Below are 16,314 nucleotides of genomic sequence, written 5' to 3' on the forward strand. Positions count from 1 at the left end.
TTTAAAATTCCAAATTCCAATTGGAATTTGACTTTTGATTTTTGTAATTTCTAAGGATCGGGTGTTATTATTTTTTTTAAAATTTAAATTTCGATTGGTTTTCAATCAAAAAGATATATTTATATTGTAATACCCATGGCTCTTAAGTAAACATTACAGTTAAGAAAGCATGGGTTTTATTTGTTTAAAGTACAAAATACATATTTATGACGTTAAAGCGAGTTGTTGTAACAGGATTAGGTGCTCTTACTCCGATCGGGAATAATATTCAGGATTATTGGGAGGCACTTGTGAATGGGGTTAGCGGAGCCGCTCCTATCACATATTATGATACAGAGAAGCATAAAACGAAATTTGCCTGTGAAGTAAAAAACTTCAATATTGAAGATTACATGGATCGCAAGGAATCTCGTAGATTAGATAAATTCGCTCAATATGCTGTCGCTGCAAGTGATGAAGCTATCAAAGATGCCGGACTTACTGATGATAATATCGACAAAACAAGAGTGGGTGTTATCTGGGGAGCTGGAATTGGTGGTTTAGAGACTTTTCAGGATGAAGTTATTTATTATGCAAAAGGAGACGGAACACCAAAATTCAATCCGTTTTTTATTCCTAAAATGATTGCCGATATTGCCCCGGCGCACATTTCGATGCGTAACGGCTATATGGGACCAAATTATACTACTGTTTCTGCATGTGCATCTTCTGCAAATGCATTAATCGATGCTTTCAACTACATTCGTTTAGGAATGTGTGATGTAATTGTATCAGGTGGTTCAGAAGCTGCTATTACTATTGCGGGTATGGGAGGTTTTAACTCTATGCACGCTTTATCTACAAGAAACGATAGCCCGGAAACGGCTTCAAGACCTTTTGATGCAACCAGAGATGGTTTTGTTTTAGGAGAAGGAGCAGGAGCTTTGGTTCTTGAAGAATACGAACATGCTAAAGCCAGAGGTGCAAAAATTTATTGCGAAGTTGGCGGAGGCGGAATGTCATCTGATGCTTATCATTTAACTGCACCACATCCGGAAGGGATTGGAGTTATTGCGGTAATGAAAAATACATTAAGAGATGCTGGATTAAAACCGGAAGATATTGATCATATCAATACTCACGGAACTTCTACTCCGCTAGGAGATGTTGCCGAATTGAAAGCAATCAGTGCTGTATTTGGTGAGCATGCAAAAAACATCAACATCAACTCTACGAAATCAATGACAGGACACCTACTTGGTGCTGCAGGAGCTATTGAAGCTATTGCGTCTATCCTGGCAATGAAATATGGTATTGTTCCTCCAACTATCAACCATACGGTAGTGGATGAAAACATTGATCCATCATTGAATCTTACCTTAAACAAACCTCAAAAAAGAGAAGTAAATGTTGCTATGAGTAACACTTTTGGTTTTGGTGGACACAATGCTTGCGTATTGTTTAAAAAATTAGTTGACTAATTTCTGTATATGAATTTTATCAAAAAAATATTTTCTAAATCCCGTTCTCTAGAAGACGGGATTTTTTTTGACACTATTCAGAAAATACTTGGTTTTCAGCCTACTACGATCGATTTTTATAAGAAAGCATTCACACATAGGTCTTCGAATAAAATAGACGAATCTGGGCATCCAATAAATTATGAGCGATTGGAGTTTTTAGGAGATGCTATGTTAAGTGCCGTAATTGCAGCACATTTATTTAATAAAGCACCAAATGGCGACGAAGGTTATCTGACCAAAATGCGATCTAAGATTGTGAGTCGCGAACATTTGAATGAGCTGGGTAAAGATTTAAATTTAGTTCGTTTTGTAGAAAGCAAAGTGCCAATTCAGCATTTTGGAGAAAATATTCATGGTAATATTTTCGAATCACTTGTAGGTGCAATTTATCTTGATAAAGGATATTCGTTTTGTGAAAAATTTATTCAAAAACGAGTTGTTGCTCCTTATGTTGATATTGCACGACTTGAAGGCAAAGTAATTAGTTATAAAAGTTTGGTTATCGAATGGTGTCAGAAAGAAAAGAGAGTCTTTCATTACGACATTTTTGAGGATAACGGTATAGACGGTCAGCGCTTATTTGGCGTTAAATTAAGTATAGACGATAAAGTAATCGCACGAGCGCGGGCAACTTCAAAAAAGAAAGCAGAAGAGAAAGCATCACAAAGAGCTTATTTTGCATTTCAGGAAAAAATAGACAAGAAATAGCTACAATTTTAGTGTAACTATCTTAAAGCTATAACGTTTTCGTTTATAAATTAATAAAAACAAGCACATCTTAACTATTTAAGCTCCGCTAGAAATAGTATATTTACACCTTGATTTTTCATGACATGGCTATTCATAGATTGGATTTAGACGAATTTGACGAAATTGATTATTATTTAATGGCAATTCATACTTCATTAGAAGATTATAGATTGGCCTATTTTATCAATAAAAACCTTCCGATAAACTTAAGTAAGAGCAAAAACGAGATCCATGCTCAGACTAAAGAAGGCGAGGCAAATTTTTCGAGATTCTATTATTATGATGCTGAGAAAACAGTTTCATGGAATTTAATTCAGAATAAAAATGAAATCATTTCAACGAGTAGAAATGATTCCCAGGATTTGTTTTCCAATGAAACAAGTGAGGTTTCAACAACAATTCATTTACTTCCTGAATTCAAAAAAGTAGATTTTTTCCTGAAAATAGAGAATAGCGAAGAGGCTCTCGATTTTTCAGAAATTCAACAACAATTAAATACCATCGAGAGTATTGCAGCTATTTATGCTGTAGATACTGATAAAATAAAATCAAAAAACAATCTAATTTTTTAAAAAAAATGTTAACAAACAAAAAAACCAAAATTGTCGCTACACTTGGTCCTGCATGTGGTACGAGAGAGATCATTAAAGATATGATCGATGCAGGGGTTAATGTGTTTAGAGTTAATTTTTCGCATGCTGATTACGAAGGTGTAAAAGAGAAAATTAATATTATTAGAGGACTAAACGAAGAGTTTGGTTACACAACTGCAATCCTTGGCGATTTACAGGGACCAAAACTAAGAGTTGGTGTAATGGAGGAAGGAACTGTTGTTCATGATGGTGATTTAATCACTTTTACAACAGCAGAAGATATTTTAGGAACTGCTTCTAAAGTATTCATGAAATACCAAAATTTTCCAAATGATGTAAATCCGGGAGAGCGTATTTTGCTTGATGACGGTAAATTGATTTTCGAAATTATTTCTACTGATAAAAAGACTGAAGTTGTTGCCAAAGTAATTCAGGGTGGAGAATTAAAATCTAAAAAAGGAGTTAATCTTCCAAACACTAAGATTTCTTTACCAGCTTTGACTGAAAAAGATATTGCAGATGCTATTTTTGCTATTGAGCAAAAAGTAGACTGGATCGCACTTTCGTTTGTAAAAACACCTCGCGATTTACAAGACTTACAAGAATTGATCGCTAAACATTCAGAATATAAAATTCCGATTGTAGCTAAAATTGAAATGCCGGAAGCTCTTGAGAACATGGATAAAATTGTAGCTTATTGCGACGCTTTAATGGTGGCACGTGGAGATTTAGGAGTTGAACTTCCTGCACACGAAGTACCATTGGTTCAAAAAGATTTGATCCGCAGAGCAAAAATTGCAAGAATTCCTGTTATCGTTGCTACACAAATGATGGAGACAATGATTACAAGTCTTACACCAACAAGAGCTGAAGTAAACGACGTTGCAAACTCTGTAATGGATGGAGCTGATGCTGTAATGTTGTCTGGAGAAACTGCTACAGGAAATTATCCGGTACAGGTAATTCAGAGAATGACACAAATTTGTGAAGCTGTAGAGGATTCTCCGCTAATTCAGGTTCCACAAAATACTCCACAAATTAAAACGAAACGTTTTGTTACTAAAACAGTTTGTCATCAGGCAGCTTTATTGGCTAACGAAATCAAAGCTAAAGCAATTTGTACTTTAACAAATAGCGGATACACTGCTTTCCAGGTTTCGGCTTGGAGACCATCTGCACACATTTTAGTATTTACTTCAAACAGAAGAATCTTAACTCAATTGAATTTATTATGGGGAGTAAAATCATACTTCTATGATAAAGATGTAAGTACGGATGATACTGTAACAGATGTAAATAAAATTGCAGTTGAAAAAGGATATGCTACAAAAGGTGATTATTTAATTAACCTTGCAGCTATGCCAATTAAAGATAAAGGAATGGTAAATACCATGAGAGTTTCTGAAATAGAGTAATCTTTATTGATAATATAAAAAAGCCATTCGATATCGAATGGCTTTTTTTTGGTTTAAACTTTTTTGATTTGTAAAAGACTTGTGATAAAATCAGGAGTCTTTTTTGTTTAGATGCTAATGAATTTATTTTCAGAGATGAATTATAAAAATAATATGCTGAATCTTTTTAAGCAGCTTTTGCTTTAAATAATTAAGATAAAAATTTTAAAATTTTGTCTTGAAATAACGGATCAAAAAAAGATTGAAAATTTCGAACCATTTAAAATTTGAAATCTTTCGTTTAAATTTTAATAAAAAATCATATCAAATTAAAAGTGTTGTTCTAACGCTTTTTTTTTATCAGAATAAAATTCAAAAATCTTATTAGTGACTAAATCATTTTAGACACTGTATTTTATAAAATCAAACAATCAGGAACAAAATAAACCATTTTTATTGTTTCATTTTATAAAATGAAACAAGGTCAGGCCATATAAATGCTATTCTTAGTTTTTTTATTGGTTAATTTTGAGATAGTTAAATAAAAGTTAAGAAAATTCTTGTTTCAAATTCCCCCCAAATAAATTTCAAAAACTGAAGCAAATAGAATTTAACATTTCTCCACAAATATAAATAAGTAATATTTTTCCTATATTTGATATAAATTAATAAAAAAATTATTAACAAATTTTATTACCATGAAACAAAGTAGACTTAAAAATGGATTTAGAAATTCGATAATGCTGTTTGCATTAGCTTGTTTTTCGATAACGAATGCACAGAATACAAAAAAGCCCAATGTTCTTATACTTTGGGGTGATGATATTGGTACTACCAATATTAGTGCTTATAGCGATGGATTAATGGGATATACAACGCCTAATATCGATCGTTTGGCAAATGAAGGATTGCGTTTTTTACATTATTATGGAGAACAAAGTTGTACCGCAGGGCGTGCTGCGTTACTAACAGGACAACATGGTCTTCGTACCGGGCTTACAAAAGTAGGTTTTCCAGGGGCACCTATGGGTATGAGTCAGTTAGATCCTTCCATTGGAGGTATCATGAAAAACTTGGGCTATGTTACAGGTCAGTTTGGTAAAAATCACGTTGGTGACCGTAACGAAAGTTTACCGACTGTAAATGGTTTTGACGAATTTTTCGGAAATCTGTATCACTTAAATGCAGAAGAAGAACCAGAATTGCCTGATTATCCTAAAGATCCTGAATATTTGAAAAAATTTGGTCCAAGGGGAGTATTAAAATGTATTGCAACAAATTCTGATGATGCAACCACTGACCCTCGTTTTGGTAGAGTTGGAAAACAAAGAATTGAAGATACAGGTCCTCTTACTAAAAAAAGAATGGAAACTATAGATGATGAAACATCGGCAGCTGCTATTGATTTTATTAAAAGACAAACCGCTGCCGGAAAACCATTTTTCTGTTGGTTCAATGCTACACGTATGCACCTTCGTACACACGTTAGAGCAGAGCATAGAGGAAGATATACACATGGAGACAGTGAATATATAGATGGTATGATCGAACATGATTTAACTATTGGAGATATCTTAAAAGCATTAGATGATTTAGGAATCGCTGATAATACAATTGTGGTTTATTCTACAGATAATGGCCCTCACATGAATACATGGCCTGATGGTGCAATGACACCTTTTCGCTCAGAGAAAAATACGAATTGGGAAGGTGCATTCCGTGTTCCATGTATAGTTCGCTGGCCGGGAGCAATCAAACCAGGACAAGTTACAACTGAATTAATGAGTCACAACGACTGGATTCCAACTTTAGCAACAATTGCTGGTGAGCCAGACTTAACTAATAAACTTTTAAAGGGTTACAACGCAAACGGAAAAACGTATAAAGTGCATTTAGACGGTTTTGATCAAAGTAATTTTTTGCTTGGCAAAACACAAAAAAGTGCCCGAGATAAGTTTTTCTATACAGATGATGATGGTCTTTTAGTAGGTTTAAGAGAAGGAGATTACAAATATGTATTTGCAGAACAACGTTTAGGCGGTACAATGGGAGTTTGGGCAGAACCTTTTACCAAACTGCGTCTACAAAAAATATTCAATTTGTATCAGGATCCCTTTGAAAGAGCTGATATTACTTCGAATACTTTTTGGGACTACCAGTTAAATCACGTGCAGCTAATGTATGGTGCCATACAAGATGTAGTGGTATTTGCCGAAACTTTTAAAGAATATCCGCCAAGATCAATTCCGCCAAGTTTCTCTGCTTACACTATTATGGAAGAAGCGATGAAAGATATTAAAGCGCAAAAATATATTGAGAAAAATGTTCTTCCTAAACTAAAAGAGGATGAAACAGAAGCTAAAAAGAAAAAATAGTATTACTAAATAATAAAGCTTGAGTTACCCTCATAACTCAAGCTTTTCAATAATTTAAAAATCAATATCATGTATAAAAAACTATATATATTGCCCTTGTTTTTATTATTGTTGGGCTCGTGCAAAAAATCAGATACTATCACTACCACTAATCCTAAAGATAGTACGCAAACTGTTGCAACAAGTGGGGATCCGCTACCAAGCTGGAATGACGGAGCTTTGAAAAAAGATATAATTGCTTATGTTACTAAGGTTACAAAAGAAGGAAGTCCGGATTTTATTCCTATAGAAAACAGAATAGCTACTTTTGATAATGACGGAACGCTTTGGGCTGAAAAACCATATGTTCAGGAATTATTTGCTTTCTATAGAGTTAAGAAAATGATTGAAGCTAAACCTGAATTAGCCAAAAAACAACCCTTTAAAGCCGTAGTCGAAAAAGACAAAACTTTTTTTGAAAAAGGAGGCGAAAAAGCGCTTATAGAATTAGTGGCTGCAACACATACCGGCATGACCGAAGATGAATTTGAAGCTTCTACAAAAGAGTTTTTTGCTGGTGCCCAATATCCTGGTAAAAACGTTCCGCTAAAACAAATTAGATATCAGCCACAATTGGAGCTTTTGAATTATTTGCGTGCAAATGGTTTCAAAACTTTCATTGTAACCGGAGGAACTATTGAATTAGTACGAGCAATATCAGCTGATTTTTACGGAATCCCAAAAGAACAAGTAGTAGGAACTTCTTTTAAATACTCTTTTGATGATGCAACCAATAGTGTAAAAAGAGAACCGGCTTTAGATCTTCTTAATGATAAAGCAGGGAAACCAATCGGGATACAATTACACATTGGTCAAAGACCGGTTTTTGCCTGCGGAAACGAAGGCGGAGCAGGTGATCTTGCCATGTTAAGATATTCTTCAGGAAGTAAATATCCTTCTTTTCAAATGATTGTAAACCATAATGACTCTATCCGAGAATACAATTATCAGGAAAAAGATAATTTATCCTTAAATACTGCAGCAAAATACAAATATCATGTAATCAGTATGAAAGATGACTGGAAAACGATATTTCCGGATAAATAATAGTGCTTTAGAGAAGGAATAAACCTTTTGTTTTAATTCATGTTACACAAACAAATTATAAGTAGAACTGATTTTTAATATTAATTTATACCAAAGAACTATGAAAACAAATTTAGTACGAACTAAAGCAGTCAGCTTAGCAAAATTTTTTGGCATGCTGTGTTGCTTTTTTATAGTCAGTATTGGCTATTCCCAAAAAAGCCCCAATATTATTATCTTACTATCAGATGACACCGGATGGGGAGATTTAGGTCCCTATGGAGGAGGTGAAGGTCGTGGTGCTGCAACACCTAACATAGATAAAATGGCCAAAGAAGGAATGCAGTTCTGGTCGTTTTACGGACAGCCAAGCTGTACACCGGGAAGAGCAGCGATTATTACAGGAAGAATTCCTAACCGAAGCGGTATGACAACTGTTGCTTTCCCCGGAGATGGAGGTGGTTTGCCAAAAGCAGAGTGGACATTGGCGTCTATATTAAAACGTAAAAACTACAACACCTTTTTTGCCGGAAAATGGCACCTTGGCGAAGAAGATTATTCGATGCCAATTGCACAGGGATTTGATGTGATGAAAAATGTAACCTTATATCACTTAAATGCTTATACGTATACAGATCCGGAGTGGAATGCTGATATGCCGGATGATATTCGTGCACAATGGGCAAAAGGAACTAAAGGAGCATTAGAAGGTGAAGCTGGAAAACCTTACAGAGAAGTTAGAAAAATTGATGGAAAAGTAATTCCGTATCTCGATCAATATACAGAAGAGGAATCTATCAAATGGCTGAAAGAAAATGGCAAAAAAGGAGATAAACCATTTTTTATGGAAATTTCTTTTGCAAAAAACCACCAGCCAAATATTCCACATCCTGATTTTGCAGGTAAATCTGCAGGAAAAAATAAATATGCCGATTGTATTGTAGAATTGGATACAAGAATTGGCCGTATTATGGATGAAGTTCGAAATCTGGGAATTGCTGAAAATACCTTAATTATTTACACAGTAGATAATGGTACTTGGCAGGATGTTTACCCTGATTGCGGATATACACCTTTTAGAGGAACAAAAGGAACAGACCGTGAAGGCGGTAGCCGTATCCCGACGCTGGCATGGTGGCCTGGAAAAATTAAGCCAGGAACCCAAAACCATGATATTTTAGGAACACTGGATTTCATGGCAACATTTGCTGCTTTATCAGGACAAGAACTGCCAACTGTAGACAGAGAAGGTAAACCAACCATTTTTGACAGTTATGATATGTCTCCGGTTTTATTTGGTACAGGAAAATCAAAAAGAACAATGTGGTTTTATTTTACAGAAGATGAATTATTGCCGGGGGCACTAAGAATTGGAAAATTTAAAGCTGTCTTTAATTTACGTGGTGATAACGGACAAGCAACAGGAGGTTTAGCGGTAGATTCTAATTTAGGCTGGAAAGGGGGATCGAGTTATGTAGCAACTGTGCCACAAATATTTGACTTATGGGCAGATCCGCAAGAGCGCTACGATTTATTCATGAACAACTTTACAGAGAAAACCTGGTTCTTGCCAACTGTTCAGAACATTATTGGAGAGTTTGCTAAAACATATGAAAAATATCCACCTCATGTAGTGCAAAGTAACCTATATCCTGGTCCAATTACCATTGATAATTATTTGAAACTTAAAGAAGCACAAGAAAAATTAAAATCCATATCAACTGCTAAAAGAAGCGGTGGCGGATGATAATAAAAGCATTAAAATAATATTTTGAATTGAAAATGAAACAGCTTTTGCTAGTTAAAAGCTGTTTCATTTGATTTTAAAAATCTTTAATCTTTAAAAGAAAATTATGAAACGATCCTATTCAATTTTAATAAAATCGCTATTGGCTTTACCTTTTTTTCTTTTAAGTATCGATAGTTATGCTCAGGAAGAAAAAGCGGGTGCCAGCGCTCAGGAATTGGCAGATAAGCTTGCAAATCCTGTAGCAAGTCTTATAAGCGTGCCTTTGCAAAATAATTTAACTTATGGAATTGGTCCCTACAATGGATCAAAATACCAAATAAATATTCAGCCTGTAATTCCTTTTAAATTGAGTGAAAATCTAAATTTAATTACACGATATATTCTTCCGGTTGTAGATCAGCAGGATGTTATTGGAGAAAACACGCATGAATTTGGTTTAAGCGATGCAACCGTAACAGCGTTTTTCGCCCCTAAAACAAAGGGAATTATTTTGGGAGTTGGTCCTGCTTTTCTAGTACCAACGGCTACAGAAAAATTTCTTGGAACAGAAAAATTTGGAGTCGGACCAAGTGTTTTGGTCATGCATCAGGGAAAAGGACTTTCTATAGGTTTCATTGCTAATCAGATCTGGTCAGTAGCAGGAAACGAAAACAGAGCCGATTTTAATCAGTTTTACACACAGCTATTTTTAACTCATAGTTACAAAAGCGGTGCAAGTTTAGGTATTACTTCAGAGATTACACAAAACTGGGAAGGAAATACAACACTGATTACGATTAGTCCAAATGTTGGAGCCATTACAAAATTAGGTGGTCAAACGATGCAATTTGCCGTTATGCCTTTAATACCAATTGTAGGTCATTCAGATATAAGACCCGATTGGGGATTAAGAGCAGTTGTGGCTTTTGTATTTCCGGGCTCATAAGTCATTTCTAAGTTTCTTTCATTAAAAAAAACAATCATGAAATCAAAAATAGTATCAATTGCAATAATCTGCATGCTGTGGTCTTGCACTAATTCTACAAAAAAAAATGAAACGACAACTGTTGCAGATACTACACAAACAGCGGCATTTAAACCTGTAGATTTTGAAGAACAACTGATTTACAATCGTGCAGTCGAAGCCGTTATTTGGGGAATGCCGGCAGTAAATTCAGAGTTGTTTCATGAAAGTCTTATCAAAGCAAAAGGCGATTATAATCAAGTTGTTTTTTGGTCGGGGCTTATTAGTTCAAAAAACCAAACCCTGACACCCAATCCGGATGTGATTTATATAAATCCATTTTATGATACCAGACAAGGTCCGGTTGTTTTAGAAATTCCTGCTGTAGAAGGCATTTCATCATTGACTGGTAGTCTGGATGATGGCTGGCAAACTGCGATAGAAGATATTGGTCCGGCGGGAGTAGATAAAGGAAAGGGAGGTAAATATCTTATTTTGCCGCCTGGTTATAAAGATCCCGTTCCATTGGGTTATATACCAATGCCATCTTCGACTTATACGGGTTATGCGATACTTCGTTCTAATCTTACAGACGGAAGTGCAAACGATATTAAAAGAGCTGTTGATTACGGAAAAAAAGTAAAAATTTATCCGCTTTCTGAAGCTGATAATCCGCCGGCAACAACATTTGTTGATTTGATCAATGTTGATTTTAGCAATACGATTCCATACAATGTACATTTCTTTGAAGTATTGAATCAGTTCGTACAAAGAGAACCTTGGTTAACAAGAGATTTGGCGATGATCGATCAGTTAAAAACTATCGGAATCGAAAAAGGAAAAACGTTTCAGGCCGATGCCAGAAGAGAGGAAATCCTCAATGCAGCCATCAAAGATGCGCACAGCTGGATTGATAAAAAGTATGAAAAAATATTTACACCTCCATTTTATGACGGAACAAACTGGGCATTACCAGCTTCTCCGGATGTAGTTAAGGCTATAATGTCAAACTATATGGCACCCAATCTTTATCCTGTTGATGAAAGAGCAATAAGTTATTCTATGGCTTATTTCAGTGCTAAAAAACTCGGTACTGGACAATTTTATTTAATGTCTATTAAAGATGATAAAAAGCAATCATTTGATGGTTCTAAATTATACAAACTTCATTTGCCTGCAAAAGTTCCGGTAAAATTATATTGGTCTGTAACGGCTTATGATCGCGAAACACATGCCTTGATTTTAGGAATGAAATACTCTAGTCGTGCATCTACAAGTCCGGGACTTCAAAAAAATGCAGATGGTTCTGTGGATATTTATTTTGGGGCAAAAGCTCCGGAGGGAAAAGAGTCTAATTGGGTGCCGACTGATCCTAAAAGACAATTTGAATTACTCGCTCGTTTTTACGGACCTGAAAAAGGATTTTTTGACAAAACCTGGAAGATGGGAGATGTTGAAGAAGTGAAATAAAAGTTAATTCTGCCAGTGATTTAAGTAGCTAAAAACTAATTTGATTGATTCCATGAAGAGAATAAATATTTATAAAATTCTATTTGTAATTGTTTTCACTCTGTCTGGCATAAAAACAAATGCCCAGAAAATGGCGCAAAATGTGGCAGCCTGGGTAGGTTACGAAATGTATTTGCCTTTTAAGGAAGATGGAAGATGGGGTTTGCTGCTTGAAGGATATTCAAAAGGAAATGATTTTGTATCAGAACTTCAGGGATCTTTTTACAGGGCTGGAGCCAACTATTATCTTAAAAACGGAAACAGGTTAGGAGCCGGAGTTGCCTACCAATGGGATTTGCCTTATGATGAAGTTTCATTGCCATACAATAATCCGGATTACAGAATTTACGAGCAATTTATTTGGCGTATTGTCAAAAAAGAAGGAAACGAAGTTTGGTCGCAGCGCTTTAGAATGGAGCAGCGTTGGTTAGGACGAAAAGACGACCCAAACAGTACAAGCGATCATTTTGATTATTACAAATTCGAAAACACATTTCGATATCAGGTGAGATATCAATTATGGTTTAAACCAAGATGGGCAGCTGTGGTGTATGATGAGGTTCACATAAGAACAAATGCAGCAAGTGGCAACGAAAATTATCTGGATCAAAACAGGTTGTATTTAGGAACGGCTTATAGTCTTGATAAACGTAGAGAAATTCGAATGGAATTGGGATACATGAATCAGATTTTTTGGAAATCACCGGATACAGAAAGCGGTCTTAGCCGAATGAATCATACGATCCGGATTACACTAACGACCGATTTGCCTTTTAAAAGAAAAGAAAATTAAAAGTTATGACTGACGAATTTAACGATAAAAGCGAAAATATTTTTGATCCTGTAGCATCAAAAGCGGAACGTTTTGACAAAGGCGTTGCAATAAGAAAAGTTACGCCCCGATCAACACAGCAAGAATGGAATCCGTCAGCGAATCGTGAAGATCCGGTAGATATTTTAATTCAAACAAGTATTGGAAGAATAGAAAGTTTACTCCCCATTCGATACAGTCGAATGATGGAATCGCCTTTTGCATTTTTTAGGGGAGCTGCTGCAATTATGGCTGCTGATTTAGCACAAACGCCCAATACGGGAGTTGATCTTCAGCTTTGCGGAGATTGTCATCTTATGAATTTTGGAGGATTTGCAACACCGGAACGGCAGTTGGTTTTTGATATTAATGATTTTGATGAAACATTTCCCGGACCGTGGGAATGGGATTTGAAAAGGCTTGCGGCAAGTTTTGTAATTGCAGGGCGATGGAGAAAATTTTCGGATAAAACCTGTAAAGATTTTGCCTTGAACGTTGCAGATAGTTACAAGAGACATATGCTGGAATACAGTAAGTTATCGGCACTTCAAATATGGTATGCACATATAGATTTGGCCGAACTTATTGAAAGGGGTGAAGATGAAGAAATAAAATCATTTCAGCAAAAGCGAATTAAAAAAGCGGCAGAATATACCGCTCACGAAAAAGAATTTGCAAAAATGACTTATCAGGAAGGACCAAGGGCAAGAATAAAAGATGATCCGCCCTTGATTTATCATCCATCAGGAGATGAAGGAAAACAAATTTTACTGGAGGCAGAAACCGTACATAATCGCTATCTGGAAACCTTATCTGATGAAAAAAAAGTATTGTTAAGTAGATATACATTACATGATCTGGCCATAAAAGTAGTGGGTGTAGGCAGTGTAGGAACGCTTTGCGGTATTAGTTTATTGATGTCGGCTACAGGAGAACCTATTTTTTTACAATTTAAAGAAGCCCGAAAAAGTGTACTCGAAGATAATGTAAAAGCAAAAGGCAAATATTCGCATCAGGGCGAACGCATTGTAAGAGGACAAAAGCTAATGCAATCTGCATCAGACATGTTTTTAGGATGGACAAATGACGACAAGAATAAGTTTTTTTATATCCGCCAGCTTCGTGATGCCAAGGTAAAACCTGTTCTTGAAATCATGAAAGCCAAAAACATGAATGATTATGCAAAAGCCTGCGGATGGGCACTTGCAAGAGCACATGCACGCACAGGAGATCCATCAGTATTGTCCGGTTATATGGGGAAAAGTAATGAATTTGCCAGTGCAATTTCGAGATTTTCTGTTTCATATGCCAACCAAAATGAATTAGATTATAATAAAATGTTAGAAGCCATAAAAGAGGGAAGATTGCCAATTTCGGCAGAAGTTTAAATCAATGTACCATAATGATAGTTTTGTCGCTATTTAAGAAAAAAGAACTTAAAAAGAGCAGCACAATCTATTTTTAAAACTAAACTAAGCATTAAGATTAAATAAGTAAGAATTTTATATATTAAGTAATGCTAATTAAATAAAATGATTTATCTTTGAGTATAGAGTAAGATATTGGTTAGTAGTTGTTTGTGATGATTTAGGCAATTATTTAACATGATTTCCCCCATATTCAGGATTTAAGAAAGATTTTAAGAATTTCAAGTTAAACTAATTTAATCATTAATTTAAATACCACAAGATGAATATTAAAAGAAAGAATCTTCGTATAATCCCAATATTTCTTTTGGGTTTATTTTTCAGCTGCTCTCCAACTGTAAAAGTTACAACTGATTATGACCATTCGGCTAATTTTAGCGAATATAAAACTTTTACATTTTATGATTTAAAAGCACAGGAAGGCCAGATAAATCAGTTAAATGTAGATCGTATCACAAAAGCAATTCGTGCAGAGTTGATCAATAAAGGATTTACTGAAACAACCGCTAATCCCGATTTAAAAGTAAATGCGATTACGATCTTAAAAAACAAAACCTCTGTATCTGCAAACACTGATTTTTACGGTTACGGCGGTATGTATCGCCCTTACGGATATTGGGGCGGAGGTGCAATGATGGGCGGTGCCAATACAACATTTAACTCTTACGATTATGTTGATGGCTCACTGATCATTGATATTGTCTCATCAAAAACAGAAAAACTGATTTGGCAGGGAGTTGGCAACGCTCAAATTGATAGTAAACCAGACAATCCGGAAGAGTTTGTTAGTGCTTCTATCAAAAAAATTCTGGAAGGTTTCCCTCCTGGCTTAGCAAAAAAATAGCGTATAACTTATTATTTATAAATACTATACTTATCTCCCCCGATAAGTATGGTGTTTCATAATTTACTACGCGCATCTTTTTAAACTTATTTTAAAAAGAAAACGGAATAATTCAAACAAATCAAGATTAGAGCATGGTAGATATAGTACTTTCGCTATTCTTTTTTATAGCGACAATAGTTGGTTTTGCAACTTCGTTTATGGTTCTTTTTTCAAAGAAAAATTATTCAAAAAGCTTTTTTCTAGGATTGTTTTTGTTCAGTCTTGCGGTTGTTAGCGTATATAATTTTTATTTATCAGCAAATAGTTTCAAAGAATTTCCTGATTTATTTATGATTGCAAAATCATTTATTTTTTTGGTTGCTCCTTCTGCCTTTTTGTATGTAAGAAGCATGTTGTTTTCGGGCAGATTGTTTAAAAAATACGATTGGGTGCATTTTTTACCTTTTCTGATATATTTTACTTTAACCCTTTTTGTCTGGATAGGAAATTTTATTGACCTTAAGATTATCGACGATATTTCTATAAAAATCAACAGCCCTTTTTCGATGTTAAGTCTTAGTGTTTGGCTTCTATATGCTTTTTGTCAGACCATGATGATTTTGAATTATGATTTGAAAAAATTTAAGGAAAATCACTTTAACAGAATAAAAATTTTAAGCTGGATCAGAGTATATAATTTAATGATACTGTTTTTGTTTTCAGCCCTCTTTGTACATTATTTTTTGATGGCACGCGTGGATAGAATTGATTTCTCTTCTTATATATTAATATCATCAGTTTTAGTTTTTACAGGAGCATGGCTCTATTTTAAACCTCAAATTTTTTATGATACAAGTGAAACTATTGAGTTTGCTGAAACAAGATCAGCACTAGTAAAAAAAATTGAAAATAAAACGGTTTTACCAATTGTAAAAGAATTAACTCCCGAAAAAAAATTATTATATCTCAATAAATTAGAAAGCATTTTTGAATCTAAAGAACTCTTTTTGAAAAAAGATTTAGTAATACGCGATATTGCTGATGAAACAGGAATGTCAGTACATCATATTTCAAATTTAATCAATTCAGAATTTAATCTTCATTTTCAGGACTACGTCAATCTTAAAAGAATAGAATATTTTAAAGATAAAATAAATGATCCCGAATGGAAAGATCTCTCGCTTGAAGGTATGGCCTGGGGATCTGGTTTTAAGTCCAGAACCACCTGTTTTAGAGCCTTTATAAAACATACCGGAAAATCACCTTCTGAATATTTTAAAGTAATTAAAATTAATCCTGAGGAAAACAATGCTTATTATTTTAAACAAGCTTCAAATTAAAAACAGATAGTTTGTAAAAAGAAGTTGTG

At 34.7% G+C, this 16,314-nt stretch carries 13 protein-coding genes; all 13 read left to right on the forward strand.

Features of this window, described 5'->3' with window-relative positions; translation table 11 throughout:
- Positions 1-206 precede the first annotated feature (206 nt).
- The 13 genes from fabF to ACIDC4_RS09455 all read left to right on the forward strand — a co-directional run bounded on the left by fabF (position 207) and on the right by ACIDC4_RS09455 (position 16,285).
- Complete coding sequence (fabF, locus tag ACIDC4_RS09395; RefSeq protein ID WP_230034293.1) at positions 207-1,460, forward strand: beta-ketoacyl-ACP synthase II; 1,254 nt, start codon at positions 207-209, stop codon at positions 1,458-1,460.
- 9 nt (positions 1,461-1,469) lie between these two features.
- On the forward strand, positions 1,470-2,210 hold the full coding sequence (rnc, locus tag ACIDC4_RS09400; RefSeq protein ID WP_412042747.1) for a ribonuclease III: 741 nt from the start codon (positions 1,470-1,472) through the stop codon (positions 2,208-2,210).
- 125 nt (positions 2,211-2,335) lie between these two features.
- Positions 2,336-2,824, forward strand: a complete 489-nt coding sequence (locus tag ACIDC4_RS09405) for an IPExxxVDY family protein (protein ID WP_065451664.1) — start codon at positions 2,336-2,338, stop codon at positions 2,822-2,824.
- A 5-nt stretch (positions 2,825-2,829) separates the two neighbouring features.
- A complete protein-coding gene (gene pyk, locus ACIDC4_RS09410; protein WP_412042746.1) occupies positions 2,830-4,260 on the forward strand; it encodes a pyruvate kinase in 1,431 nt (476 codons plus the stop codon).
- Between the two features lie 677 nt (positions 4,261-4,937).
- The gene (locus ACIDC4_RS09415) at positions 4,938-6,614 is read left to right on the forward strand and encodes an arylsulfatase (protein ID WP_412042745.1); all 1,677 of its coding nucleotides are present in this window, start codon (positions 4,938-4,940) and stop codon (positions 6,612-6,614) included.
- Positions 6,615-6,683: 69 nt separating this feature from the next.
- Positions 6,684-7,700, forward strand: a complete 1,017-nt coding sequence (locus ACIDC4_RS09420; RefSeq protein WP_412042744.1) for an HAD family hydrolase — start codon at positions 6,684-6,686, stop codon at positions 7,698-7,700.
- Between the two features lie 100 nt (positions 7,701-7,800).
- Positions 7,801-9,426 carry an arylsulfatase gene (locus tag ACIDC4_RS09425; RefSeq protein ID WP_412042743.1) on the forward strand — a complete coding sequence of 542 codons (1,626 nt, stop codon included), beginning with the start codon at positions 7,801-7,803 and terminating at the stop codon, positions 9,424-9,426.
- A gap of 106 nt (positions 9,427-9,532) precedes the next feature.
- Positions 9,533-10,354, forward strand: coding sequence for a hypothetical protein (locus tag ACIDC4_RS09430; RefSeq protein WP_412042742.1), 822 nt, complete (start codon positions 9,533-9,535; stop codon positions 10,352-10,354).
- A 36-nt stretch (positions 10,355-10,390) separates the two neighbouring features.
- Positions 10,391-11,842, forward strand: coding sequence for a DUF1254 domain-containing protein (locus tag ACIDC4_RS09435; protein ID WP_412042741.1), 1,452 nt, complete (start codon positions 10,391-10,393; stop codon positions 11,840-11,842).
- A 52-nt stretch (positions 11,843-11,894) separates the two neighbouring features.
- Entirely contained in the window at positions 11,895-12,674 is a 780-nt protein-coding gene (locus ACIDC4_RS09440) for a DUF2490 domain-containing protein (protein WP_412042740.1), read from the forward strand.
- Between the two features lie 5 nt (positions 12,675-12,679).
- Positions 12,680-14,080, forward strand: coding sequence for a DUF2252 domain-containing protein (locus ACIDC4_RS09445; RefSeq protein ID WP_412042739.1), 1,401 nt, complete (start codon positions 12,680-12,682; stop codon positions 14,078-14,080).
- A 301-nt stretch (positions 14,081-14,381) separates the two neighbouring features.
- Positions 14,382-14,963, forward strand: a complete 582-nt coding sequence (locus tag ACIDC4_RS09450; protein ID WP_412042738.1) for a DUF4136 domain-containing protein — start codon at positions 14,382-14,384, stop codon at positions 14,961-14,963.
- 134 nt (positions 14,964-15,097) lie between these two features.
- Positions 15,098-16,285, forward strand: coding sequence for a helix-turn-helix domain-containing protein (locus ACIDC4_RS09455; protein WP_412042737.1), 1,188 nt, complete (start codon positions 15,098-15,100; stop codon positions 16,283-16,285).
- Positions 16,286-16,314 lie beyond the last annotated feature (29 nt).

This window comes from Flavobacterium sp. C3NV, from assembly GCF_046825355.2.
In the GTDB taxonomy this organism is placed as follows: Bacteria; Bacteroidota; Bacteroidia; order Flavobacteriales; family Flavobacteriaceae; genus Flavobacterium.

Coding starts and splice junctions, on each gene's coding strand:
- fabF (WP_230034293.1), top strand. CDS start 207: ATGACGTTAAAGCGAGTTGTTGTAACAGGATTAGGTGCTCTTACTCCG.
- rnc (WP_412042747.1), top strand. CDS start 1,470: ATGAATTTTATCAAAAAAATATTTTCTAAATCCCGTTCTCTAGAAGAC.
- ACIDC4_RS09405 (WP_065451664.1), top strand. CDS start 2,336: ATGGCTATTCATAGATTGGATTTAGACGAATTTGACGAAATTGATTAT.
- pyk (WP_412042746.1), top strand. CDS start 2,830: ATGTTAACAAACAAAAAAACCAAAATTGTCGCTACACTTGGTCCTGCA.
- ACIDC4_RS09415 (WP_412042745.1), top strand. CDS start 4,938: ATGAAACAAAGTAGACTTAAAAATGGATTTAGAAATTCGATAATGCTG.
- ACIDC4_RS09420 (WP_412042744.1), top strand. CDS start 6,684: ATGTATAAAAAACTATATATATTGCCCTTGTTTTTATTATTGTTGGGC.
- ACIDC4_RS09425 (WP_412042743.1), top strand. CDS start 7,801: ATGAAAACAAATTTAGTACGAACTAAAGCAGTCAGCTTAGCAAAATTT.
- ACIDC4_RS09430 (WP_412042742.1), top strand. CDS start 9,533: ATGAAACGATCCTATTCAATTTTAATAAAATCGCTATTGGCTTTACCT.
- ACIDC4_RS09435 (WP_412042741.1), top strand. CDS start 10,391: ATGAAATCAAAAATAGTATCAATTGCAATAATCTGCATGCTGTGGTCT.
- ACIDC4_RS09440 (WP_412042740.1), top strand. CDS start 11,895: ATGAAGAGAATAAATATTTATAAAATTCTATTTGTAATTGTTTTCACT.
- ACIDC4_RS09445 (WP_412042739.1), top strand. CDS start 12,680: ATGACTGACGAATTTAACGATAAAAGCGAAAATATTTTTGATCCTGTA.
- ACIDC4_RS09450 (WP_412042738.1), top strand. CDS start 14,382: ATGAATATTAAAAGAAAGAATCTTCGTATAATCCCAATATTTCTTTTG.
- ACIDC4_RS09455 (WP_412042737.1), top strand. CDS start 15,098: ATGGTAGATATAGTACTTTCGCTATTCTTTTTTATAGCGACAATAGTT.